Below are 23483 nucleotides of genomic sequence, written 5' to 3'. Positions count from 1 at the left end.
ATGCAACCGTTTCCGGTTGCATTTTATTTTGTGAATGTAAGACTTATTTTTATTTGACAGCATTGGCAACCTTCGTGCAATCTGCCGTTTTCAGGATTCTTCCGCCAGTGTATTTTATTTTCTTTTCATCAGCATATTTCGTTCCGGTCCCGGCATCCCTTTCGCCGGTTCCTTCGCTCAGGCCGTCTTTGGTCTGAAGAAAATAAAGGTCGTTCCTGTTTCCGGTTTTGCCTTCGGAAGCGAAAGTATAGGTAAGTTTCAGCGTATCTCCGGATCTGAAGCCTGTAAGATCCCCTTTGTTGCTGTCTTTTTCACTGTTTTTACTTGCCATCTTTCCGGTAATGGTCCCTAGGTTGTCGTCGATGCTTACAAAAACGGTATCTCTTCCGGTAACGCCCATATAGCAGAAAGATTTCGGCCCCAATGTATCCGTCACTTTTTCTGCAGCCGTCGTTGTATCCGCAGAAACCTGTTCTGCAACCGGAGCTTCCGGTTTTTTACTGCAGTTCAGCAGGAATGCAGACAGGGTACTCAGTACGATTAATTTTTTCATATCCTTATTATTTATCAAATTTCGCTCATGCTAAAATAACAATTGTATTTTTATATGAACATAAAATAGTTTTAAATAAATGGTAAACTTTGACAATTCAATCATTCATCCCTTTACCTTCAAGAATTGACGGTATATATTTTTCAATGCGTGATTCCCGGGTTACAGGTTGTTTAGCCGAAGAAAAATACAGCAGGTAAGCCCTTTGCCTGCCCGGTGTTAAAGCCTGGAAAGCAGTCTTCAGTTCTGCATCCGTTTCCAGTTTCTTTATGAATTCTTCAGGCATTTCAAAGGCTGTGGTCGTTTTCATCGCCACTTTTGCTCCGGATTCTTCCACTTTAACGGCATTGAATATATAGTTGCGTATAACGTTCTCCAGGTCAGCAATTTGCTGTAAGTCAGTAAAACGAATCTGTCTTGCAGACTGCACATTTTCAGTCTGTTGCACAAGGATTTTTGCAGGATCCTTCATTAACGCACCTTTGAAAAAGAGTAGGGCACAATAGTCCCTGAAGCCATGCATCAGAAAAATATTTTTTCCCTGATAGGTATAACAAGGGCAACCCCATTTTACGTCTTCCGCAAGTCCGGTATTTAACGAGATATCCCGTAATTTAATGAAAGCAGGCTTCCATTTTCCGGTTTTATCAAAGAAAAAATCTGCTTTCGGATTTCTGTTACTCATTGATTATCTGTATTTTAAAATTATCCTCGTCATATTTACAAAGTGATCGTTTGATTCTTTTAAAATACATCAAATCAACGGATTGTACAAAATTTTGAATTAAAATCGGATCTATTTTTTTATGATGTTAATATTCAACCTGTATATTATATTGACATTACTATAATATCTGCGGGTAATAATTTAATGACTGAATCCTGCAAATCAATTTGGTGTTTATTAGATCTTTGATTTTAGAATTCATGTAATTTACAGTGCATATTATATCAGCTTTAGTACATGGTGAAAATTCTTTGCGACTTTTTTAGCCTAAATATAAAAGTACGAGAAACTTATAATTGAAATATGAAGAGGATGGTAGAAATATAAGGCTGATTTACAGGGCTTTTAAGGCATCTTAATATAAACCGCATAGCTAAGGTTCTTGTTTGATCCTGACGCTGTAGAAAGCCTTTAAATCAGGTCGTTGAAACCTCCTTTTAATACATTATTAAAAAGTCCTATAATTTATATTATGTTAAATTTGATTTATTTCCGGAATTCCATCCTGACGTTTCTGATCTTTTTGCTTAATGATTTAATTTGATTCACAAGCCATCTTTTTCACCGTAAAATTCGCCCCTCCGTAAAACATTTCGTATTTTTGTTACCCTAATCCTTTTAAATGTCAGTTTTTTCAGAAAATATCAGGCTTTTGCGCGCTACCCTCGGGAAAACCCAGCGCGAATTGTCTCAACAGATCCAAATCACCTCTTCCCGGTACAGTTCGTATGAAAACGGAAAGTCCAAGCCTCCTGTGGATGTGCTGATCAGGATTTCCAGGATTTTTAACGTGAGCATCGATCTTTTGCTTTCGGTAGATTTAACGAAACATTCCCTGAAAGATATGCTGAAGCTTCCGGATAACCGGATCGTATTGCCGGTTGTTGTGGATCAGCAAGGCAATGAAAGCATTGAAATTGTACCGCAAAAAGCCACCATGGGCTATCTCCGCGGCTACAGCGATCCCGATTATATTGAGAGCCTGCAGACGATTTCCCTTCCTTTTCTGAAAAACGGAAAATTCAGGGCTTTCCCTGCGGATGGTGATTCCATGCCGCCGTTCCGGGACGGATCCTTCATTATCGGAAAATATATGGAAGGTGTCAATGATCTGAAATCAGGTAATACTTATGTCTTCATTACGCTGAATGACGGAATTACCTATAAACGCCTCAGAGCCAAAAATAAAACCTCACTTACGGTCGTCTCAGACAATACGTTTTATGAACCTTACGATATTCCATTAAATGAGATCGTTGAAGTCTGGCAGTATGCTACCGGTATTTTCCCGGAAAGTTATTAATAATCATTTTGTTTGAATATAAACAGCCACAGAATTTGTGGCTGTTTCTGTTATAAAATAATATGTTACAGAGATTTATTTTCAGCCGTTAGGTATTCGCTCCTTCCCTTTCCTATTCAAACTTTCAGAAAAAATTGAAAGATAAATAATTTTAAGCTGATTCGTTCACCTTGTAGTTCTGAATTAACAGTTTAAAAATACCTTTTACTCGATTTAATTTAATTAGAGTTCCTTTTTATAGAATAAATAAACGGTTCACGCTTCTGACAGGATGAAAAATATTGTGGTTTGATGGTCAAAATCTTTGATCTTGTTTTTGACAGGAGAAACTTCCGGCATCCCGTTTCCCTCTTTCATTCAACAATTCAACCTGTAAAGGGAAATCCGGAAACTATTCATTAACTTTGTTTAAATAACCCATTTAAAAACAAGAAAATGTCCATCACAAACGAACAGGAATTGGCCGGAATGCGGAAAGCAGGTGAAGCAGTCGCCTATACCTTACGTGAAATGACGAAATATGCCAGGCCCGGCATGACAACCAAAGACCTTGATGAATACGGAGCTTCCATCCTGTCGGATTTCGGCGCCCGTTCGGCACCCTATCTCACTTACGGTTTCCCTGGCTGGACCTGCATCAGCGTCGGAAACGAATTCTGTCACGGAATCCCTAGCGAATCAAGGATCCTGCAGAAAGGAGACCTGATCAATATTGATGTTTCTGCGGAGCTGGACGGCTTCTGGGCCGACAATGGCAATTCTTTTATTATCGGGGAAGATATTCATCAGCACTTTAAATTGGTTGATGCTTCCAGAGCCATTCTGAAAAAAGCCATTGATAACATCAGGGGCGGCGTTAAAATTGCCGATATCGGCGGACTGATGGAAACCGAGGCGAAAAAAAGAGGTTTTAAGGTCATTAAAAATCTCGGCGGCCATGGGATCGGCAGGAGCCTGCATGAGGAGCCTGACGAACTGGTGAATTACCGGAACCGCTTTGACGGCAGACGATTTAAGAAAAATTCGGTGGTCGCTATCGAAACCTTTATCTCTACCGCATCCAACATTGCCGTTGATCTGGAAGACGGCTGGACGATGGCCGGGAACAGAGGCGGATTTATGGCACAGCATGAACACACCCTGCTAATTACGGACGGAAAGCCAATCATCCTGACAGAGATGAACGGAATACTGAACTGATCTGATCTGATAAAAAACAACTTCCCAACATGATTGAGAAGTTGTTTTTTTGAGAAAGATAAACTGCCGGTGCATTAATCTTTATAATCGCTCATCCCTTTAAACTGATGATAAGAATCTTTAATGTTTTTTAAATGTTCAGAGACAATCGGCAGACTTCTCTCACTTAGCTTTCCACTGTCGATGGCATTCTGGTAAGCATCGATTGCCGCTTTTTCACCGAAGATTACATTTCCGATGGTCGATTCTTCCCTGTTTCCCAGTGTGAAAGAATTTTTAATGTCGATCCATGTTCTGTGTAATGCCCCGGCAACTGACGGCGTGTCTTCCGCTTCACCGCCATCTTCCGTAATCAGGTTGATGAGTTCATTTTTCATCACCTTGGTCAGGGAATTCATTTTTGCATATTCCGGTTTCACATCCGGATAATTTTCCCAGACCTTCCCTTCCACTTTTCCAAAACCTTCAATCCGGTCGTTGGTAATATGTAACAGGTCATTTAAAACGGATATTTCTTCCTGGTTTTTCATAATTAAATATTTTGTGATGCCGGAAATGGTACAATAACCATACCTTCACAGAAAGAATTTCTTTTTCGTGGTACCTAAAGACTGCAAAAGACCATTTGCAAGTTGCAGTTGTCTTTTTCAACCAATCAGACGGAAATTATTTAATTTAACGTGAATTTGACCGTATCTACATCATATTCAATCGATTATTTAGTTCAAAAATAAAATTGAGACTGATTCAGTCGGGATTTTAAATAATACTCATCTTGCCGGCACAAATACAGGGCTTATATTTCTGACTAAATTCTATCTTATCCTGTACTAAGCCGTCCTTTCAGGACTTTAAAAACAAGTGTAACTTCCGTCTTCCAGCTTTTATTTACGGTTGTAACTTTGAATTCAAGTTAATTTAACAAAAATCTAACCCGATATTCCCTGTGCGACTGCGTAATCCGAGAAAGAATATTGTACATTTATTCATCTAAAAAATAATTAAGTTCATGACTATTTTGCAAAATGATATTCCTCACCGGATCAAAGCGGTATTTTTTGATATTGACGGAACCCTTATCAGTTTTAAGACCGGTAAGATCCCGGAATCCACACAGAATGCTTTGAAAAAGCTTCGCCAGAAAGGTATTAAAGTTATTGTGGCCACCGGCAGGTCGATCAACTCCCTGCATCATATCAGCCATATTGAATTCGATGGTTTTATTACCTTTAACGGTGCCTATTGCGTTACCACATCACAGGAAGTGATTTCAAGAAGCATAATAGATCCGGCGGATATCCGGCGCCTGACCCGTTATGCTGAAGAAGCACCGCTGAGCTATTCGCTGATGTATGAAGATAAGGTGGAAATCAACGATGCAACGGAGGAAGTTGTCGGAATGTATGCCCACATCAACATTCCCGTACCGCCGGTCCATGATAAGGAACATATTGATACCGAAAATGTTTTACAGGCCAATATTTTTCTGCGTCCCGAAGCCGAAGCGGAATTTATGGCTAAGGTGATGCCGAACAGTACAGCCTCCCGCTGGACCCCTCTCTTTGCCGATGTAAACGGCGGCGGGATTACCAAACAGCTGGGAATTGAGAAATTCTGCAGTTATTTCGGTATCGATACGGCCGATACCATGGCTTTCGGAGACGGAGGCAATGATATTTCAATGCTGAAATTCGTAAAAATAGGGGTTGCCATGGGAAATGCAAATGATGCCGTAAAAGATGCTGCTGATTATGTCACAGCTGAAGTGGATGAACACGGTATAGAACAGGCACTTATGCATTTCGGACTGTTGTAATATTCTTAATTTAAAACGGAAAATATTCAGGCTTATTTATTTTTGTGGTACCTTTTTTAACATTTTTTAAAAAAAAAGGCACAGTATATGTATAGCATAAATCAAATCACTTAAAATTTTTAGTTATGAGAAGTATATTATGGTTAGTCGCAGTTATCTGTATAGTAGTGTGGCTTTTAGGAATGTTGGGTATCGTACCTGGAATGGATACAGGATATTTGGTTCACATCTTGCTGGTTATCGCCATCGTTGTAGTTCTTTATAATCTGATCTCAGGCCGAAGACCCCTTGATTAGATAAATGTAGAAGCAGAAAATAGAAAGCTGGAAACTTGGTTTCCAGCTTTTTTTGTGAATCAGATCTTTAACATATCACTCACACCACATTTTAGTTTGACGCATTGTGCGTATTTCAGAACACATTTGAAAGAAATCTAACTTTTTACAGCGATCTCCTTCTTATCTGCGGGTTGATACGCTCAACCTCTGATGGCTGAACGGAGCCGAAGCCAGGTCATCATCCGTAAAAATCTGCGCAGACCTGTGGTCAATAAAATATGCATTTATTAAACCTGCTACGCTCTTCATCCAGTTTCCAGTATTTTGGATAACATCTGTGAAGTCCGTGGAAGATTGTTCTGTTATTTTTTAGCAGCTGTAGCGCCCAGTTTTGCTTTTACGGCAGGGGTAATATCTTCACCGCCATCCATGTAGGCGATATTGCTTCCCTGTGAACTTGCTACGTCAAATACATAAGCCAGGCCTTTTTCCTTAGCTACGGCAGAGATGGTGGTGGCTACTTTCTGTTGGATCGGGGTAAACAGTTCCGTCTGTTTTTTGCTGATATCCTGCGCTGCCTTGGTTCTGGAAGCCTCAATATCTTTTCCCAAAGTCTGAAGTTCGGTTTGTGCGGCAGTCAATTCTTTAATAACGGCTTCCTTATTGGCTTCACTAATGGTCTTTTCCTTATCCTGGGCGGCTTTCAGTTTTGTCTGATAGGTGGCAATCATTTTTTCGATGTCTCCCTGTTTTGTTTTGGTGAAAGTATCTAAAGACGCTTCGGCTGTTTTGGCTTCAGGAAGAGTATTGAAAACCTCATCGGAGTTCACGTGTCCTATTTTCTGCTGGGCATGAACGAAATTTGAAGTCAGGAAAAGTCCTGCGGCTAAAGAAAACGTTGTGATTAACTTTTTCATCTTAATTATTATTTTAAAATTTTTCTATTTAAAGTCAGCAAATATAATAAATATAACTACATACTTAGTTGTAATGGGTAATTATATAAAAAAGCCCGGATAAAATCCGGACTTGAGTTGAAAGAATTTAACAATTTATAATAGAATGAACCTAATAGGTACTAAAAATTATAACGGATTCCCAGCTGTCCCTGGAATCTTGAGGCAAACTGATCGACAGTGTATGGTAATCCAGGGGTCTTGAAATTGTAAACCGGATCTCCCGCTGAAGGTTGTCCTGCCGCCACATTTCCTACTTTCGTCAGCCCGACACTGGATGTTGAGTTGAAGGTATTCGGTACGAAGTACACTTTACCCCAGTCTTTGTTCAGCAGGTTGGTTGCATTGATAATGCTGAATGAAATCTGCAGGGTATTTTTCGATTTTTCACTTAACCGGATTTCATCCATAATCCTGAAGTCCGCCTGGATGTTCCATGGGGTGAAATCGCCGTTTCTTTCGGTAAACTTCCCTCTTCTGCTGTTCAGGTATTCATTTCCGCTGATGAATTTCTCATAATCCGCCACCTGTTGTGCGGTGGTCACCAGGATATTTCCTGAGGCATCTTTTATCGGAACGATATACTTTGTTGCTTCAGCCGCATCTTTGAAGATATAGGCCAGTCCTGCCGCCTGTCCGGTATTGGCGATCGTACTGTTTACAAATCCCCAGGAGAAAGGGTTCCCGGATTGTGCATTGAAGTAGACATTAGCCGATAATCTGTTCGACTTCGAAAGCGGAACGGAATATCCTAAGTTGGCCACAATCCTGTTTTTAATTGCAAAATTGGAAGTCGTCAGTTTCGGGTCATTCGGAGTTAAAGACTGGTTCATCTGCCAGTTGCTTTCCATGGAATTACGGATTCCGTTGGTAATATCCTTCGCATCACCATAGGTATAGGCAACGAAGAAATTCAAGCCGAAATTATAGGCTTTGGAAAGCTGGGCCGTAAGGTTATAGCGGTATCCTTCTTTCGTATTGGAGAGCATATACGCGTTGGAAAAACTGCTGTTGATATTGGAAGAATAAACCGGCATTTCATGGTTGGTATCATAGCTGTAATACGATACATTGTCCGTTTTATTCACCTGCTGGAATTTCAGGTCATATAAAACTTTGGTATAAATGCCCTCCAGCGTGAATTTATACCCGGAAAGCGTATAATCGAAGGCGAGTGAGCTTCTCCATACCCGCGGCATTTTAAAATTATTATCAATTAAATCCACCTGTACTTTGGAAGAGTTCTGCCATTTCGGGAAGTTTCCGCTTACCAGGGGATCTCCGTTGGCAGCCAGCTGGGCAGCCGTCGGCGCATTATAATCGTAGCTTCCGAATCCTACCCCGTCGTTATAATAGGCATATCCGAGCCATGCAAAAGGGATTCGTCCCACAAAGATCCCGGATCCCCCTCTCATTACCACCGACCGGTCCTGGGTAAGGTCCAGATTAAATCCCAGTCTTGGAGAAACAGTCGGCTTATTCAGGTAATCGTTGGTAAGCTCGCTTAATTTTGTATAGGTGTAAGTGTTTCCATAATTCGGGTCTGCCGGTGAGCTGGTTACTTTAGGGCTTAATACCGGTTTGTTCGGAAGATCGGTATAGTCCACCCTTACTCCTGGTGTCAGTCTCAGCCTTCCCCAGTTGATTTCATCCTGAAAATAGGCGGAGAGAAGGTTTACTTTGTAATGGGCATAAGGATTGTCGAATAAGTTCTGTCTGTCTTCTCCGGCAAAAGAATAAGTTCCCCGGATCCTGGCCGGATTCGAATTGTAGAAGTCGTTTAGGCTCTTGTAAGAAATCCTTCCGTTCAGTGCGTTTACAAAGCCGTAATCAATGTTGTATAATTCATTATGGGTTCCCAGTAAAAAGGTGTGATGACCTGCTTTATAGGTGAGGTTATCGGTAATTTCAAAAGTCTTCTGTCTCATATTGAAAACCGTTGCTTCACGGTCATTGCCAAGCAGGATCGTTCCGCCGTTGTAAGCGATTTCCACCTGCGGGAACATGGCGTTCTGGGAAGTAGGGTCCCTGTAATCGTGGATGGACGAATATCCTAAAACCAGGTTATTGTTCAGCTTATCGCTGAAACGGCTTTTAAGTTCCAGCGTTGTTGTGGAAGAGGTATTTTTCTGTACGAAATCCATGCTCGAAAAACGGAAGTTGGCCGCGTCCCTTTCCAGATTGGAAGCGTGGGAAAATACCGTATTGTTTTTAATGGATAAAGTATGCTTATCGTTGATTTTCCAGTCTAATTTATTGAAGAGTTTTGAACTCTCTGAGAAGTTGGTGTACTGATTAAAGCTTCCGGCATTGAATCCGTATTTGGTTCTTACAAAATCGGAGATCTGTTGCGCTACAGTACCGTCTACCAAAGATCCCTGATCCCCGGCGTTATAGAAAACCGGGTCCGTTCTTTTCGTATATTCCATATTGGTGAATAGGAAAAGCTTATCTTTAACCACAGGAAGACCTACTCTTCCGCCATAGATGAAATCACCGAATGAACCTGGCATTTTGGAGTTGTCGCCTACTCTGTTTTTTCCGGTAATGGCCGCGTTTCTGCCATAGAAATACATCGACCCTTCAACATTATTGCTTCCGCTGCGGGTAACGGCATTGATGCTTCCGCCCAGGAAATTCCCTAATTTTACATCATAAGGTGCGATATAAACCTGAACGTCCTGAATGGCATCGAGACTAATAGAATTAGAACGTGTGCTGCTCCCCGGCATTCCGGAAGTTCCGGTCTGTCCTCCTAAAGACGGACTGAACCCGATGGCGTCGTTATTAATAGAACCGTCAATGGTTACGTTGTTATAACGGAAGTTGGTTCCGTTGAAAGAGTTATTGGCACTTTGGGGAACCAGCTTGGTAACATCCTGGATGCCGCGGTTGATATTCGGCAATCCTGAAATCTGTGCCTGACTGATGCCTACTCCGAATTTTGCGGCAGTAGTTCTTTTGGAAGTCAGCTTTACCTCATCAATCATTTTTTCCTTACTCCCCAGTTCTACTACCGGAAGATCGTTGTTTCCCAGGGAAAGCTGCACATTGTTGTTGGAATATACTACTTTTGCGCCGTCGGTTACCTCGATCGTATAAGGCCCGCCGGGCTGCAGGTTATCCAAACTGAATTGCCCGTTCTTATTGGACTTTGTTTCAAAACTGCTGTTTGTGGGAACGTGGGTAACTTTGATGGTCATTTCAGAAGAGGTTCCTCTGAGTCTTCCGAAAATTTTAGAACTGGTCTCCTGCGAGAAAGCAAGGCTAAAAGATAATAATGCAACGGCACAGATTATTTTTTTCATTTTTTTTTGTACTTCAAAATTGTACGGCAAAATTATTCAGAAGTGCCCGCTCATCCCGTTAACATACAGATAACATTCCGTGAAAAAATATTTAACATTTCCTTAAAAAAAAATTAAAAAACTTTGCTTTGATATACGATCAATATTGCTTTAGAAGACTGATATCTTTCTAAACCTGTTATTAATCGGTGTTTGCCCTTTTAAGTTTAATTTAAGTTTTTTTTAACCCTGCGTTCAAATCCCTAAAAATAAAAAAGCCTCCTGTTAAGGAGGCATGTTTCAAATGTATTCATCTGGTTAACTAGGAACCTGTGCTTTCTCATAGATAAGCCCCTGCGACTGCAATTCTTTCCAGAAATCTGCCGGTATATTTTCTTGCAGCGCTTTTACATTATCTTCCACCTGCTCTGGTTGGCTGGCTCCCGGAATAATAGATACAAATTCGTCGGCAGCTAAAACAAACTGAAGGGCGGCATGTGTAATTGTCGTTTCGTACCGTTTCGCAATTTCGCTGATTTTCTCACGCTTTTCCGTCATGCCTTTCGGGATGACGTCTTTATAATTAAATCTCGGCCTGCCGTTGATGAATCCTGAATTGTATCCGGCTCCGGATACCAGTTTCACCCCGGCTTTCTTTACTGCAGGAAGTAATCGGTCTACTGCGTCCTCATGGTCAAGGATCGAATATTGCGTGGCTGAAAGGCAAATATCCGGGTCGGCAGAATCGATACAGTCCAAGATGGGCTCGATCTTATTAACCCCCATCCCCCAGGCTTTGATGACCCCCTGATCACGCAGTTCCGACAAGACTTTAAAAGCACCTGCCCGCGCCTGTTTTAAGAAGTAATCGTAACGGTCGCCCACCTGGTCTTCAGAAAGGTCATGCACATACACGATATCGATATGGCCGAGTCTTGTTCTTTCCAGGCTTTCTTCAATGGATCTCTTGATGGCGTCTGCGGTATAATTATGTTCAAAGTCGAATGGTAAAGGATCCTGCCACATCGTCGGCGGAACTTCATCTTCGGGAACTTCTACAAACAGCCGCCCAACTTTGGTAGACAGTACAAATTCATCCCGGTTCTGTCCGTGAAGGAAATTTCCGAACCTTCTTTCGCTTTTCGTAAGTCCGTACCATGGCGAAGTATCGTAATACCGGATTCCAAGATCCCAGGCTTTCTGTAAAACTTCATAGGATTGCCCGTCCGTAAGGGCTTCAAAGGCAGTACCGATAGCCACTCCGCCCAGGCCCAGCTGGTGTTTTTCCGTTAAAATGTCTGATTTCATTGTATTATATTTTAAATTTGGTTGGAATGAAGGATACAAACATCGTGCAGGGAATTCGGAACGTGCGGTCAATCCTTCGTAATAAATACCACAGGGCTCTCCTTTGGCTTTATTCTTGAATCCGTTTAGGCTACCACTTGAACTTTAATTATATGAAAAAGCACATCGTAATCGTAGGCGGAGGTTTTGCGGGCATTAACCTGATCAAATCTATGGTGAATGACAAACGGTTCAGAATTACTCTGGTCGATAAAAACAACTATCACTTTTTTCCGCCGCTTATTTATCAGGTGGCCACTTCTTTTATCGAAGCTTCCAACATCAGCTATCCGTTCCGGAAAATGATTTCAAAATATAAAAATGTAAATTTTCATATGGGAAGCCTTGTAAAGGTGGATCATGAAAACAATACCCTTGAAACGGATCATGGCACTCTGCAGTATGATTATCTTGTCCTGGCAATGGGTACGGAAACCAATTATTTCGGGATGGAAAATGTCAAGAAATGCTCCCTGTCGATGAAGACCATTGATGAAGCATTATATCTCCGGAATTATATGTTGCTCACTCTTGAAGAGGCCGCCAGGAATAAAGATATTAAAAAAGCCCAGAAACTACAGAATATCGTCATTGCCGGTGGTGGCCCTACCGGTGTGGAGCTTGCCGGTATGATTGCCGAAATGGGAACGTATATTGCTGAAAAGGAATATCCGGAAATCAAGCTGGGTCTTTCTAACATTTACCTGATCGATGCCCTGCCCACCCTGCTCTCCCCTATGAGCAAAACGGCACAGGAGGCTGCTCATGAAAGGCTTGCCAAATTGGGTGTTAAGATCATCCTGAACGTGGCAGTGAAAGATTATGTAGACCAGAAAGTCATTTTAGCGGACGGGCGGACCATTGATACGGAAACTTTGATCTGGACTTCCGGGGTCATCGGCCGTGAAGTGCCCGGATTGCCTGCAGAAAGTGTAGGAAAGGGCAGAAGAATTCTTGTGGATGCATACAATAAGGTAGATGGTTTGAAAAACGTTTATGCCCTGGGAGATATTTCCCTTCAGCTGACGGACAAAGATTTCCCGAAAGGGCATCCGCAACTAGCCCAGGTGGCAATTCAGCATGCCGTGAACTTAGGAAAAAACTTAAAGAGGATGGAAGACGAGAAAGTGCTGGTCCCTTTTAAGTATAACAATAAAGGAAGCATGGCGATCATTTCAAAATTCGACGCTGTTGTCGATCTTCCGAAGTTTTCATACAAAGGGTTTATTGCATGGCTTACCTGGCTTTTCATCCATATCATCCCACTGGTTACTTTCAGGAGCAAAGCGCGTCTGGCTTTCAACTGGTTGAGGCTTTTTATTACCAATAATCCGTCCATCAGGCTGATATTACGTCCGAAAAAAGAAACCGGACAGTACGAACAGTTTTAAAGTTCATGATATATTTCATAAATTTACGGGGCCGTAACAATTCGGTTACGGTTAAAATTTCCTGAAAGTGAATATTCACAATAAAAAAAAGTTTCTGAGCTTCCTGAAGTTCAAAAGAGACTTTCAGAAATATGGACTGGAGAAGGCGCGCAGTTATGAAATTATTCTCCACTGGCTCAACAACAGGCTCAGCCGAAATCAGTTTCTTGTATTATCCGGAATTTTGGTCGGTTGTTCGGCCGGACTTGCCGGGGTTTTACTGAAAACCCTCGTACACAACATTCATCATTTTATTACGACTGAAGTTCATTTCGAATATCAGATCCTTTTTTATGTCGTATTTCCTTTCCTGGGAATCGTACTGACGACCCTTATTGTTTTAACGATATTTAAAGGCCAGGACAGAAAGGGAATCGGTGTGATTCTTTATGAAATCGCCCAGAATTCCAGTATCGTCTCTTCGGTAAAAATGTATTCTCAGATTGTACAGAGTGCCGTTACCGTAGGATTGGGAGGTTCTGCCGGACTGGAAAGCCCCATTGCCGTAACAGGCGCCGCCATCGGTTCCAATTTTGCCCAGACCTATCGACTGAGTTATAAAGAACGGACCTTACTGCTTGCTGCCGGTGCTACGGCAGGGATTGCTTCGGCATTTAATGCACCGATTGCCGGAATCATGTTTGCCTTTGAGATCCTTCTGACAGGCGTTGTCTTTACCGACTTCATTCCGCTGGTCGTGGCAGCGGTCTGCGGAAGCCTTTTATCCCGTATCCTTTTGCAGGAAGATGTGCTTTTCAGATTTTATACCCGTGAAGCATTCAATTATAAAAATGTCCCGTATTATTTTATCCTTGGCATTGTTACCGGATTGTATGCCCGCTACTTTGTCCTCGTCTCGAAAAAGGTCGAGCATTTTATCAAAGGGCTGAAAATGTCGCGCCTCAGAAAAGCAATGTTCGGCGGTGCCGTGCTCTCATTGCTGTGTGTGCTCTTTCCTCCTCTGTTCGGGGAAGGTTACGATACGGTAAAAGCTTTTACCAACGGGAATACGCACAACATTATCCAAAACAGTTTTTTCAGGTACTTTGAGATTAAGAATTTCACCATCATCATTTTCCTGATCCTTGTGCTGTTGTTAAAAGCCTTTGCCACCTCTTTTACAATTTTCAGCGGCGGGAACGGCGGGAATTTTGCCCCTTCGCTTTTTGCCGGCGGAACGGTTGGCTATCTGTTTGCCATTATCTGCCAGCAGATCGGTTTTGCCGATGTACCCGTTACTAATCTGGTACTGGTCGGAATGGCCGGAGCGATGAGCGGTGTGATGTATGCTCCTCTTACCGCTATTTTCCTGATTGCGGAATCGAGTTTCGGTTATGACCTGTTTATTCCGTTGATGATTGCTTCCATCATTTCTTATCTGATTGCCAAATGGTTCTCCCCTATCTCTCCGGAACTGAAATCGCTTGCCGACCAGGGGAAGATTTTTACCAACAAACACGACAAGAATTTACTGTTTTCCCTGAAGACGGAAGATTTTATCGACCGCTATTCCCAGTCCGTCAGTGAAACCGCTCCGATTACGGAATTGTTCGATCTTGTAAAAAACGGAAGCAAAAATATATTTGCGGTAGTGAACGATGAAAAAGTTCTCCGTGGGATTTTAACGCTGGATGACATCCGTCCGTACCTGTTTACAAATACGGAAGTTTCCGCCAGTATTACCCAGATCATGAAGGCTCCGCCCGCGGTGATCCATCCTGAAAACCAGCCGTTGGAAATCCTGCAGACTTTTGATGACACCGGCGTATGGAACCTTCCGGTAGTAAATGAAAACAATATCTTTATCGGCTTCATTTCAAAATCCACTATCCTGATGAGCTACCGGCAGCTGCTGAAAGAATACTCGGAATAATTTTAAATAAATTACATAGCTCAAAGCTGGAGTTAACTCAAGACAAATTAAATCTGATTGAATTCACATCATGTTCAGAATAAAATCCGCTCAGAAAAATTTCCGGGCGGATTTTTTGTCGGTGAAAAGTGACGGGATTTCTGACACAACCCGCACGAGGCTTAGACTGATGTGTCGAAATATTTTAGAACACATGAGAAAGGAAATCAGATATTTTCATGGTCTGAGAATTTTAACATGAAATTTCAAAAAACTTCCGGCATCCAGTTCCCTTCTTCCAGCCTATTAATTAAAATCGGAAGCTTTATTCAATAGCTCAAGATCTTCATGATCCAGCTGAAGTTCCGGGGCGGCAAATAAAGTTTCAAGCTGGGATTCGCTGGTGGCACTTACGATCGGTGCGGTGATCAGCGGATGGACCAGTAACCAGGCCAATGCAACCGTTGCCGGCTTCGAATGGTGCTTGCTGCTGATTTCATCCAGTGCCTTAAGAACTTGCAGACCTTCAGGATTCAGATATTTCCGGACGCCTTCTCCACGCTGGCTCTTGGAAAGATCAGATTCATTGCGGTATTTACCGGTGAGAAAACCTGCTGCCAGAGACCAGTACGGAAATATGCTCAGCCCGTATTCTTCCGCTAATGGTGCATACTTTTTTTCAAAGCCTTCTCTTTCCATTAAATTGTAATGCGGCTGCAAAGCGACGTATTTCGGAAGATGCTGTTCTTCGGCAACTTTAAACGATTCCTTCAGTCTTTCCGGTGAAACGTTAGAAGCCGCGATATAACGTACCTTTCCGGCTCTGATCAATTCATCATACGCAGATAATGTTTCTTCAACCGGTGTCTGCTGATCATCGAAATGGGTGTAATAAAGATCGATGTGATCCGTCTGAAGCCTTTGCAGGGATTCGTCTACAGATTTCAGGATATGTTTGCGGCTGATATCGTAGCCATGCTCCTCCGTTTCGGAACCTACTTTTGTCGCAAGAACAAGATCGTTCCGGTTTCCACGGTTTTTCATCCACCGGCCGATAATTTCCTCGGATTGTCCGCCTTTGCCGTTGACCCACCAGGAATAAGTATCAGCGGTATCAATAAAATTAAAGCCTTTTTCGAAAAATCTGTCGAGGAGCTCAAAAGACTGTTTTTCATCGAGGGTCCATCCGAAAACATTTCCGCCGAAATTAATCGGAGCAACGGATAAACCGGTATTTTTAACGGTTCTTTTTTTCATAAATTTATTTTGTGATTTTGTATTAAAGGTAATCTAAAGATACTGAATTTATTTTTGAAAGCTTGCAGGGCTTTGCATCGTTCTTCATACAGATGAGGCTTTTTAAAGCTTTTATAAGTGTAACGGCTTAATAAAATTGTGGTGGGTGTTCTTGGCGTTCAAAAAACAGACCATTCAGCTCATTTGAAACAGGATTAACCAACCATCAAAAAAAACAAATTCTTATGTCCTACAGCATGAAGTATTAAAGTTTTTAGGTTTTAGAACATTCCAATATTATTAAAGTAATCTTTAAAAGAAAATACCGGATATTACATATAATTCTTAAATTTGGCTCATGCGAAAGAATTTTTATCTTATCATTTTATCATGCTCTCTGATCAGCTGTTATACATATCAGGTTAAAAAGCCGGCAGATCCTGTTGCTAATGAGCAAAAAGGCGCTCAGAGAAACGGAGAACCTGCTGCTTCAAATGCTGCTATGCAGTTGAAAAACGGAAGAAACGAATCCCAGAATATGAGTCAGCAGGCTCCGGTTCCGGTTAATGTTCAGCAGAAACTTACGCCCAATAAAAATGTTAAGATTGATGTAGACGGAAAAAGCTATAAAGTAATTGTGGACCGCTGGGAAAGCGACAGCCTGGTAACCCATCCGGTTCATCAGCCTAAAAGGGTCCTGAAATTTCACAAAAACCAGATCAGTGCAGATAAAATTGCGGAAAAACGCTTTTCCCAACCGATTGCCGATATCATCACCGTTGCTGCTTATACAGGTATCGGTGTAGCAATCTGGTATCTGGTACGCTGATTAAATTTACGTTAATTCGAAGAAGAACCGGAATTAACAGGCTGGAAGAGGGAAGCTGGATGCTGGAAGTCCCCATGGTTAAAAATATAATAAAGGTCTTAACTCTCAAACTAAAACATTTTGCCATTCTATCACATGGAATGCTGGTTTAATGCTGGCTGAATCAATCTGAATTTTATTTTTTATTTCATAAATACATAATATGAGTTTGATACATTCGAATTCACATTAAATTAAAATTCAGCAGTTCCGGGAATTGATTATGAATAATAAACCTCATAGGTTAAAAAACCTATGAGGTTTGGATGATCAGTTGATGCGATCAGGCCGAATCAATATCCTTTTAAAACATTCAATAAAAAAAGATCAGTCCTTACAGCTAATCTTTTTTTATTTATATTCAATGGTAATCTTATATTTCTCCCATTACGTACATATTTTCCATGGTCGGTACCGGGCTGCCACCCTGCTTTTCCAGCGTAATGGCAAAGGCCTGTGCCTTGGGAATATTGGCGAGAGCAATTTTGCTGTCTTTCTCCTGGGTATACATTCCGGCGTCTACCGGTTTTCCGTCTTCAATTGCCCAAAGCTGATATTGCATTCCCTCCGGAGCTTTAGGAAGCTTCTCCGCATCCAGATAGACGTCTTTGGTTTTGGTATCCCAAAATACCATAGCTTTGGAATCCGAATGTTTCTCCACTCCTTTCAGCATCACCATTTTCATGTCCGGGTTGGTTACCATTGCCATTTTGCGGTTCATCTTCTGCATGGCGAAATCCTGAGACTCTTTTTCAGCCTGTATTCCGGCAATTTCTTTTTTCGCCTGAGACTGTTCGTTCATCCAGAAAAGATTTCCGGCAATACTGATCAGGAACAGTACGGATGCAGCAATGGCGAACGTCTTCCAGTTGCTGTTTCCCTGAATCCTAATTTCTTCCTGTGGCCTTGCAGCGGGAATATCCGTTGCAAACACCATTTGTTTCCCTTCAGCAGGCTGTCCCTGTTGTATGGTATTCCAGATTTTTGATTTTAAATCCGTTGGAGGCGTCACAGCCTGTACTGTGGCCAGATCTTCCAAAGTTTTCTGTGCTTCTTCGAAAGCGGCCTTTACCTCTGCATTGTTTTTCATCACACACTCCAAAATCCCTGCTTCGTCTGGCGCAGCAAGACCTAGAATATAGGATTCTATAATTCCGGATGATATGTACTCTTTCGTATTCAATTTATTGATAATCTTTTAGCAAATCTTTTAATTTCATCAGCGCATTCCGCATTTTGGTTTTTACCGTACCCAGCGGTATTTTCAGTTTTTCAGCTATTTCATTCTGAGTATAGCCCTGATAATATGCGAGATTGATAAGTTCCTGCTTGTCAGTTTCCAGATTCTCCAGGACTTTGTTAAATCCGATAAAATCGGAAGAATCATTGGTCGTTGAAAGCTCTGCAGAATCATATACGAAATCGGGAAGCGATTGGTTTTTAAGTTCGTTCTGAAAACTCTTTGATTTTAAGTAATCGATCGCAGTATTCCTTGCAATATTGATCATCCAGGTATAGAAACGACCCTTTGAAGCATCATATTGACTAATGGAATTCCAGATTTTAACGAAAACATCCTGAATAATTTCTTCAGTATATTCCCTGGACTGAACAATTCGGAGAATAACCCCATACAGCGCGCCGGAGTAGTTATCATACAAATGATGAAAACCGGTCTCGTTTCTATCTTTTAATAAAACGATCAGCTGCTCTTCCGAATAGTTTGTTTTAATAGTGGATATTTTTGTTTCCAAATGTAGTAAAATAAAGTAGATAACAAACAATTTTAAAGCCATATTGTTCAATATTCTAAAAAAATGTTAAATCATTAAAAAAAAAATCATACTCAAGGGATGATTTATGGAAAAATATAAATAAAAAGAATGATTTTCGTAAATAAAATAAAAATTAATCAATTGTAAATCAGTTGATTGGGTTTTAATCTTGTTTTTTTTTCAATTTTTTAAATCTGAAATAAAACTGCTGTCGTAAATGAAGTCAGAACACAGTCAAATACAACATTGAACTTAAAATCAAAAAAATGAACACAAAAACAAAAATTACTGCCTTAGGAATAGCTATCCTCTCTTTCGCTTTCAGCGGAACGGCAGCAGCTCAGCAAATGAAAGAAAAAACGGTAATGGTGGGCGGTGCTCCGATGTACCCTTCTAAAAATATTATCGAAAATGCGGTAAATTCCAAAGACCATAAGACCCTGGTGGCAGCGGTAAAGGCAGCAGGATTGGTAGAAACACTTCAGGGAGCAGGACCATTTACGGTATTTGCCCCGACAGATGCTGCTTTTGCAAAATTGCCGAAAGGAACGGTAGATAATCTGGTAAAGCCTGAAAATAAGGCGATGCTTACCAAGATTCTAACGTATCATGTTCTACCTGGCAGATACAGTGCTAAGCAGATCTGGGCAGAAGTGAAAGCCGGTAACGGTAAGGCCATGATGAAAACAGTAGAAGGTGAAGAATTAACTTTCTGGGCAAAAGGCAAGAATCTTTATGTAAGAGATTCCAAAGGAAATGACGCAAAAGTAACGATTGCTGATGTTAATCAGTCAAATGGTGTTATTCATGTAATAGATACGGTGTTGATGCCGTAATGGTTTCTTAGTTTTAAACAGCATAATTTTTTTTATGCTGTTTTTTTCTTCTTTTCTCATTTTAAACTAACGCTAAAATAAATAATATTATGAAAAAAACGATCAATGTGTCTAACCAGGGAGCAACCCTGGATACAGGCAGAAGAAATTTTTTGAAGCTGAGCGGTGTAGGTCTTGCCATGGCCGGCCTTACCCTCATCGGTTGCGAAGATAAGGAATTCGAATTTGTAGACGTCAATGTTTTCGACCTTGGGAAAGGTGATGTGGGCGTCCTGAACTATGCGTATGCTCTTGAGCAGCTGGAAGCTGATTTCTATACCAAAGTGGTTAATAATTTCTATTCAGGGATTTCAACTGCCGAGAAGGAAATTTTCACCGACCTGTACCACCATGAGGTGATCCACCGGGATTTCTTTAAGGCTGCCATCAGCGGAGCTACTTCCAACGTATTGCCGACACTGGAGTTCCAGTATCCGAATGTGAATTTTAACGACAGGAATTCCGTACTGGCTACAGCAAAAGCACTTGAAGATACAGGGGTAGCTGCCTATAACGGTGCCGGAAAATACATCACCAATCCGGATTATCTTGTGATTGCAGGGAAAATCGTTTCCGTAGAGGCCAGACACGCTTCTGCTATCAGGAACCTGATCAACCCGGGGACGGCAGCGTTCTCAGGTGATGATGTGATCGACGCAAACGGACTTGATCTTGCTAAGGAGCCGAAAGATATCGTATCTGCTGCAGGAGGATTTATCAAAACGCCTTTCACCTGGAAAGAACAGGGAATCGGTTAATTATTCACTTCAAAAAATTACATTATGAACATTCTTAAATTACTAGATAAGCTTTCTGACGATAAATTTTTCACAACAGAAACCTCAAGATTGGAAACCCTAACCAATATTTCATCATTCGGTAAAAAAGCAGCTGTTGCTGCGCTTCCGCTTGGACTCGGTGCTTTAATGAGTACACCGGCCAAAGCAGAAACCGTAGATAGCCAGAAAAATGCGATGTTCTTCAAAAGTACATTGACAGATGCCTTGCAGCTGGCCTTGACTCTCGAATATCTGGAAGATGAATATTACAGAATCGGTTTGAATACATCGGGACTGATTCCAAGTTCAGACCGAACGGTTTTTCAGCAGATTTCAAAGCATGAAACTGCTCACGTAGCTTTCCTGAAAAGTACACTTACATCTTTAGGAACAACCCCGAATGCAAAACCTAATTTTGATTTTACAGCAGGCGGAAATTTTACTCCTTTTACCAATTATAGCCAGTTCCTTATTTTGGCACAGGCTTTTGAAGATACCGGTGTGAGAGCGTATAAAGGACAGGCAGGAAATGTAATGTCCAATAAAACCGTTCTGCAGGCTGCCTTACAGATTCACTCTGTAGAAGCAAGGCATGCATCGCAGGTGAGAAGAATGAGAGCCAATAAGGGTTGGATTGAACTGGCGAACGGCGGGAACATGCCTGCAGCAACCAATCCGGTGTACGCAGGAGAAGATAATGTAAACCAGGCTGGTTTTAATACAAGTACTTCGTTCGGGGCAGCAGCAGGTTCTGCAGCCTATGACGAAATTTTAAGTGGTAGTGACGCTCAGACGATTGCAGGATTGTTTATTGTCTGATAAGTCCTTAATTTTAGCTGTTTATCCCCTTCTGTTTTCAGAAGGGGATTTTTTTATTCAGTAGCTGAAAACCTTGATCAATAGACTGAAAAAAGGATACCGGAAGTCTCTCCTGTAAAAATAGGATTAAAGATGATCTGGTAGTTAAACCAAATATTTTGTGACTCCATCTGAAAACGTTCTAAGTTGATCCTTAATAGACAGCTTTTGTTTATTTTCCAGGCAGATTCAAATTATAGTGTTTTTAAAGTCCTGAAAGGCCGGCTTAGTGCAGGATAAGATAAAATCCTACCAGAAGCTTGAACCGTTTATTCGTTCCATTAAAAGCAATCCCTGACTGAAAGCAATAATTCTATTCCTGATTGCAGTAAACCGCCGAATAGGGTTTCAGTTTGGCCGGATTCACATTAAATTATTGCAAATAAAAAACCCTGACCGCACGGAAAGGGTATGACATTTAAAAATTTGAAATATGGTAATGGTATTCAAAGATACCATACAGATTGTTTATTCTTTATTACCACAATCAGCGAACACTTTATGATATCTCAGTTATTCAAGTCTGATTAAATGTCACCATGGAAATGAGCCCGATGGTTTAAAATTTGATGTGAAAAATAGTATGGAAACGAAAAAATTACGACCTTGTTTTTTTGAAAACAGATCGTCAGGAAGTCATACTTCTGCAAAAGCGAAAGAAGGGATAAAAGTCCTGATCGTAGGGATTTGCGCACTGTTGGCATTAGGGCTTTTCACAAGTTCAGAGCAGCTTAACGCCGGATAATAAAATTTTCCGATAAATTTTATCAATAACGCTATTATGGTGTAACGAATGGTAATATTTTTACTATATTTGTGTATCGAAATAATTTTTTTTCATCATTTGTGTTTTTTTAGGCTCCTGTTCACAGGAGCCTTTTTTCGTTTTAGGTAACTCTTCTTCTGTTATTTGCCTGTACCCAGTTTTTTTTGCCGCACTTTTTACAGGTCCCGGTATTGCCGGGAACCTTTTTTTCAGTATGCCCGCAGAATGTGCAGGAATAATATCCGTCTTGTGTAATCTGTTTTAAAGGATGATCCAGTGAACCTGGCATTGTAGGCAGACCGTATTTTACTTTTTCATCTTCATAAAAGAATACACTGATTTCTCCGGAACTTTCTTCAATGGCTTTTTCTACCTGACCCAGATGGGAAACCCCGTTAAGTCTCAGTTCAGCAAAAAATTCATCGCTTCCCAGATTTTCTTTCTTAAAGTTTTCGATGGAAAATTCTCCGTCATCGATCAGGCAGATGCATTTGCCTTCGATAAGCTCTTCCAGTTTTTTATTTTTCGCAATCAGATAAGTAACGATGGTATACAAAAGGATAATAACCACAAAAACAATAATCGAGAAAATAATTCCCACTTCTTTATAGAACATCGGATCTCCTGCAGCAGATCCCAGACCAATAATTACCACAAGTTCAAAAATAGACAACTGCTTCACTCCCCTCTTTCCCAGAATGCGGAGCCCGATGACAATGGTTATGAACATAATAACAGTACGGATAACAATTTCCAGGATAAAAGGCCATTCTTCCTGGCCCATCAGCAGCTCTTTCCAGTTGAATTCTAAAAATAATACGGATAACATAACGGTTGTTTAAGTTCCGAGCGTCAAAAAATACGCCAAGGTCCGGGATTGAGTTGTGGGCTGACCGATTTCAGGCTTATTCTGACAAATTGTAGAAAATGATCGGCGGGTCTGATTTGCGGCCCTTTAGATTCCGGTCTGCCGGCAGTTTGTTGAATAGTGATCTGAAAAAGGCAGCAGCAAGAAAAGGTTTATAATTTATCTTTTTATCCATTCTTCCCGGAGAATAGCATAAATAACATCATCCACCCATTTATTTTTCCAGAACAGGCTTTTAATGAAATGGCCTTCTTTACGCAGTCCGACCCGTTCCATTAATCTCAGGGATGCCCGGTTATCCGGATCGACGGATGCGATGATCCGGTGTTTTTGCAGATCGGTGAAAAGGCAGCTGATAAGTCCTTTCAATGCTTCGGCGGCATATCCTTTTCCCTGATGTCGTATATCCAAAGTAATACCCAGTTCTACCTGCAGATTTTCACTGCCGAAAAAATGAATTCCCATATCGCCGATCACGGCTGCCGTTTCCCTGTCCGTGATCAGCACCTGATACCAGCTTTCCGGCTGATTGAATGTCTTGGTATTTCTGGCGATAAACTGTTCCGCCTCTTCCGGGCTTTCCGGGATCCAGCTTTGGAATTTATTGGCTTCCTCATCTGAACGGTAATCAAAAATCGCCTGTTTATCATCTTCATGCAGATCCCGGAGGAGTAATCGTTCCGTATACAGTTCCATAAATCATATTGCT

The 23483-nt window shown here is 41.3% G+C and carries 22 protein-coding genes; 11 read left to right on the top strand and 11 right to left on the bottom strand.

Annotated features, from left to right (window positions below; translation table 11 throughout):
* Positions 1 to 49: 49 nt before the first annotated feature.
* Both CHA01nite_RS01655 and CHA01nite_RS01650 read right to left on the bottom strand, forming a co-directional pair.
* Entirely contained in the window at positions 50 to 553 is a 504-nt protein-coding gene (locus CHA01nite_RS01655; RefSeq protein ID WP_146939477.1) for a hypothetical protein, read from the bottom strand.
* 97 nt (positions 554 to 650) lie between these two features.
* Positions 651 to 1238 carry a YdeI/OmpD-associated family protein gene (locus CHA01nite_RS01650; RefSeq protein ID WP_146939476.1) on the bottom strand — a complete coding sequence of 196 codons (588 nt, stop codon included), beginning with the start codon at positions 1236 to 1238 and terminating at the stop codon, positions 651 to 653.
* A 664-nt stretch (positions 1239 to 1902) separates the two neighbouring features.
* Here CHA01nite_RS01650 and CHA01nite_RS01645 point away from each other — a divergent pair.
* Complete coding sequence (locus tag CHA01nite_RS01645; RefSeq protein ID WP_146939475.1) at positions 1903 to 2583, top strand: XRE family transcriptional regulator; 681 nt, start codon at positions 1903 to 1905, stop codon at positions 2581 to 2583.
* Positions 2584 to 3018: 435 nt separating this feature from the next.
* Entirely contained in the window at positions 3019 to 3783 is a 765-nt protein-coding gene (map, locus tag CHA01nite_RS01640; RefSeq protein WP_146939474.1) for a type I methionyl aminopeptidase, read from the top strand.
* 74 nt (positions 3784 to 3857) lie between these two features.
* Here the strand turns inward: map and CHA01nite_RS01635 are convergent, their stop codons facing one another.
* Complete coding sequence (locus tag CHA01nite_RS01635; protein WP_146939473.1) at positions 3858 to 4313, bottom strand: PA2169 family four-helix-bundle protein; 456 nt, start codon at positions 4311 to 4313, stop codon at positions 3858 to 3860.
* 479 nt (positions 4314 to 4792) lie between these two features.
* Between CHA01nite_RS01635 and CHA01nite_RS01630 the strand changes: the two genes are divergently transcribed.
* The gene (locus CHA01nite_RS01630; RefSeq protein ID WP_146939472.1) at positions 4793 to 5599 is read left to right on the top strand and encodes a Cof-type HAD-IIB family hydrolase; all 807 of its coding nucleotides are present in this window, start codon (positions 4793 to 4795) and stop codon (positions 5597 to 5599) included.
* 125 nt (positions 5600 to 5724) lie between these two features.
* The gene (locus CHA01nite_RS01625; RefSeq protein ID WP_146939471.1) at positions 5725 to 5895 is read left to right on the top strand and encodes a lmo0937 family membrane protein; all 171 of its coding nucleotides are present in this window, start codon (positions 5725 to 5727) and stop codon (positions 5893 to 5895) included.
* A gap of 344 nt (positions 5896 to 6239) precedes the next feature.
* Here CHA01nite_RS01625 and CHA01nite_RS01620 read toward each other — a convergent pair whose 3' ends face one another.
* The 3 genes from CHA01nite_RS01620 to CHA01nite_RS01610 all read right to left on the bottom strand — a co-directional run bounded on the left by CHA01nite_RS01620 (position 6240) and on the right by CHA01nite_RS01610 (position 11428).
* Complete coding sequence (locus tag CHA01nite_RS01620; protein ID WP_146939470.1) at positions 6240 to 6794, bottom strand: OmpH/Skp family outer membrane protein; 555 nt, start codon at positions 6792 to 6794, stop codon at positions 6240 to 6242.
* A 161-nt stretch (positions 6795 to 6955) separates the two neighbouring features.
* A complete protein-coding gene (locus tag CHA01nite_RS01615; RefSeq protein WP_146939469.1) occupies positions 6956 to 10141 on the bottom strand; it encodes a TonB-dependent receptor in 3186 nt (1061 codons plus the stop codon).
* A 297-nt stretch (positions 10142 to 10438) separates the two neighbouring features.
* Complete coding sequence (locus tag CHA01nite_RS01610) at positions 10439 to 11428, bottom strand: aldo/keto reductase (protein WP_146939468.1); 990 nt, start codon at positions 11426 to 11428, stop codon at positions 10439 to 10441.
* Between the two features lie 152 nt (positions 11429 to 11580).
* Between CHA01nite_RS01610 and CHA01nite_RS01605 the strand changes: the two genes are divergently transcribed.
* Together CHA01nite_RS01605 and CHA01nite_RS01600 are read left to right on the top strand one after the other, a co-directional pair.
* Entirely contained in the window at positions 11581 to 12858 is a 1278-nt protein-coding gene (locus CHA01nite_RS01605; protein WP_146939467.1) for an NAD(P)/FAD-dependent oxidoreductase, read from the top strand.
* Between the two features lie 67 nt (positions 12859 to 12925).
* Positions 12926 to 14770, top strand: a complete 1845-nt coding sequence (locus tag CHA01nite_RS01600; RefSeq protein ID WP_146939466.1) for a chloride channel protein — start codon at positions 12926 to 12928, stop codon at positions 14768 to 14770.
* A gap of 285 nt (positions 14771 to 15055) precedes the next feature.
* Here CHA01nite_RS01600 and CHA01nite_RS01595 read toward each other — a convergent pair whose 3' ends face one another.
* Positions 15056 to 16006 (bottom strand): aldo/keto reductase, encoded by a 951-nt coding sequence (locus CHA01nite_RS01595; RefSeq protein ID WP_146939465.1) that lies wholly within the window; start codon positions 16004 to 16006, stop codon positions 15056 to 15058.
* 337 nt (positions 16007 to 16343) lie between these two features.
* Between CHA01nite_RS01595 and CHA01nite_RS01590 the strand changes: the two genes are divergently transcribed.
* Positions 16344 to 16814 carry a hypothetical protein gene (locus CHA01nite_RS01590; protein ID WP_146939464.1) on the top strand — a complete coding sequence of 157 codons (471 nt, stop codon included), beginning with the start codon at positions 16344 to 16346 and terminating at the stop codon, positions 16812 to 16814.
* Positions 16815 to 17226: 412 nt separating this feature from the next.
* Here CHA01nite_RS01590 and CHA01nite_RS01585 read toward each other — a convergent pair whose 3' ends face one another.
* Both CHA01nite_RS01585 and CHA01nite_RS01580 read right to left on the bottom strand, forming a co-directional pair.
* Positions 17227 to 18036, bottom strand: coding sequence for an anti-sigma factor (locus CHA01nite_RS01585; RefSeq protein WP_146939463.1), 810 nt, complete (start codon positions 18034 to 18036; stop codon positions 17227 to 17229).
* A 1-nt stretch (position 18037) separates the two neighbouring features.
* The gene (locus tag CHA01nite_RS01580; RefSeq protein ID WP_228458317.1) at positions 18038 to 18607 is read right to left on the bottom strand and encodes an RNA polymerase sigma factor; all 570 of its coding nucleotides are present in this window, start codon (positions 18605 to 18607) and stop codon (positions 18038 to 18040) included.
* Between the two features lie 287 nt (positions 18608 to 18894).
* Between CHA01nite_RS01580 and CHA01nite_RS01575 the strand changes: the two genes are divergently transcribed.
* The 4 genes from CHA01nite_RS01575 (at position 18895) to CHA01nite_RS20430 (ending at position 21885) form a co-directional block, all read left to right on the top strand.
* Complete coding sequence (locus CHA01nite_RS01575; RefSeq protein WP_146939462.1) at positions 18895 to 19464, top strand: fasciclin domain-containing protein; 570 nt, start codon at positions 18895 to 18897, stop codon at positions 19462 to 19464.
* An 89-nt stretch (positions 19465 to 19553) separates the two neighbouring features.
* The gene (locus CHA01nite_RS01570) at positions 19554 to 20261 is read left to right on the top strand and encodes a ferritin-like domain-containing protein (protein ID WP_146939461.1); all 708 of its coding nucleotides are present in this window, start codon (positions 19554 to 19556) and stop codon (positions 20259 to 20261) included.
* A 24-nt stretch (positions 20262 to 20285) separates the two neighbouring features.
* Complete coding sequence (locus CHA01nite_RS01565) at positions 20286 to 21101, top strand: ferritin-like domain-containing protein (RefSeq protein WP_146939460.1); 816 nt, start codon at positions 20286 to 20288, stop codon at positions 21099 to 21101.
* 622 nt (positions 21102 to 21723) lie between these two features.
* The gene (locus CHA01nite_RS20430; RefSeq protein WP_170234664.1) at positions 21724 to 21885 is read left to right on the top strand and encodes a hypothetical protein; all 162 of its coding nucleotides are present in this window, start codon (positions 21724 to 21726) and stop codon (positions 21883 to 21885) included.
* Positions 21886 to 22027: 142 nt separating this feature from the next.
* On the opposite strand, the gene CHA01nite_RS01560 is transcribed toward CHA01nite_RS20430, so the two are convergent.
* Positions 22028 to 22735: a YetF domain-containing protein gene (locus CHA01nite_RS01560; RefSeq protein WP_146939459.1), complete on the bottom strand. Its 708-nt coding sequence runs from the start codon at positions 22733 to 22735 to the stop codon at positions 22028 to 22030.
* Between the two features lie 198 nt (positions 22736 to 22933).
* Positions 22934 to 23470: a GNAT family N-acetyltransferase gene (locus CHA01nite_RS01555; RefSeq protein ID WP_146939458.1), complete on the bottom strand. Its 537-nt coding sequence runs from the start codon at positions 23468 to 23470 to the stop codon at positions 22934 to 22936.
* Positions 23471 to 23483: the final 13 nt, after the last annotated feature.

Origin of the sequence: Chryseobacterium hagamense, from assembly GCF_007991455.1 — a bacterium.
GTDB classification, from domain to species: Bacteria; Bacteroidota; Bacteroidia; order Flavobacteriales; family Weeksellaceae; genus Chryseobacterium; species Chryseobacterium hagamense.
Note: the sequence above shows the minus strand (reverse complement) of the source record. Positions and strands in the feature narration are given on the sequence as shown.

Coding starts and splice junctions, on each gene's coding strand:
- CHA01nite_RS01655 (WP_146939477.1), bottom strand. CDS start 553: ATGAAAAAATTAATCGTACTGAGTACCCTGTCTGCATTCCTGCTGAAC.
- CHA01nite_RS01650 (WP_146939476.1), bottom strand. CDS start 1,238: ATGAGTAACAGAAATCCGAAAGCAGATTTTTTCTTTGATAAAACCGGA.
- CHA01nite_RS01645 (WP_146939475.1), top strand. CDS start 1,903: ATGTCAGTTTTTTCAGAAAATATCAGGCTTTTGCGCGCTACCCTCGGG.
- map (WP_146939474.1), top strand. CDS start 3,019: ATGTCCATCACAAACGAACAGGAATTGGCCGGAATGCGGAAAGCAGGT.
- CHA01nite_RS01635 (WP_146939473.1), bottom strand. CDS start 4,313: ATGAAAAACCAGGAAGAAATATCCGTTTTAAATGACCTGTTACATATT.
- CHA01nite_RS01630 (WP_146939472.1), top strand. CDS start 4,793: ATGACTATTTTGCAAAATGATATTCCTCACCGGATCAAAGCGGTATTT.
- CHA01nite_RS01625 (WP_146939471.1), top strand. CDS start 5,725: ATGAGAAGTATATTATGGTTAGTCGCAGTTATCTGTATAGTAGTGTGG.
- CHA01nite_RS01620 (WP_146939470.1), bottom strand. CDS start 6,794: ATGAAAAAGTTAATCACAACGTTTTCTTTAGCCGCAGGACTTTTCCTG.
- CHA01nite_RS01615 (WP_146939469.1), bottom strand. CDS start 10,141: ATGAAAAAAATAATCTGTGCCGTTGCATTATTATCTTTTAGCCTTGCT.
- CHA01nite_RS01610 (WP_146939468.1), bottom strand. CDS start 11,428: ATGAAATCAGACATTTTAACGGAAAAACACCAGCTGGGCCTGGGCGGA.
- CHA01nite_RS01605 (WP_146939467.1), top strand. CDS start 11,581: ATGAAAAAGCACATCGTAATCGTAGGCGGAGGTTTTGCGGGCATTAAC.
- CHA01nite_RS01595 (WP_146939465.1), bottom strand. CDS start 16,006: ATGAAAAAAAGAACCGTTAAAAATACCGGTTTATCCGTTGCTCCGATT.
- CHA01nite_RS01590 (WP_146939464.1), top strand. CDS start 16,344: ATGCGAAAGAATTTTTATCTTATCATTTTATCATGCTCTCTGATCAGC.
- CHA01nite_RS01575 (WP_146939462.1), top strand. CDS start 18,895: ATGAACACAAAAACAAAAATTACTGCCTTAGGAATAGCTATCCTCTCT.
- CHA01nite_RS01570 (WP_146939461.1), top strand. CDS start 19,554: ATGAAAAAAACGATCAATGTGTCTAACCAGGGAGCAACCCTGGATACA.
- CHA01nite_RS01565 (WP_146939460.1), top strand. CDS start 20,286: ATGAACATTCTTAAATTACTAGATAAGCTTTCTGACGATAAATTTTTC.
- CHA01nite_RS20430 (WP_170234664.1), top strand. CDS start 21,724: ATGGAAACGAAAAAATTACGACCTTGTTTTTTTGAAAACAGATCGTCA.
- CHA01nite_RS01560 (WP_146939459.1), bottom strand. CDS start 22,735: ATGTTATCCGTATTATTTTTAGAATTCAACTGGAAAGAGCTGCTGATG.
- CHA01nite_RS01555 (WP_146939458.1), bottom strand. CDS start 23,470: ATGGAACTGTATACGGAACGATTACTCCTCCGGGATCTGCATGAAGAT.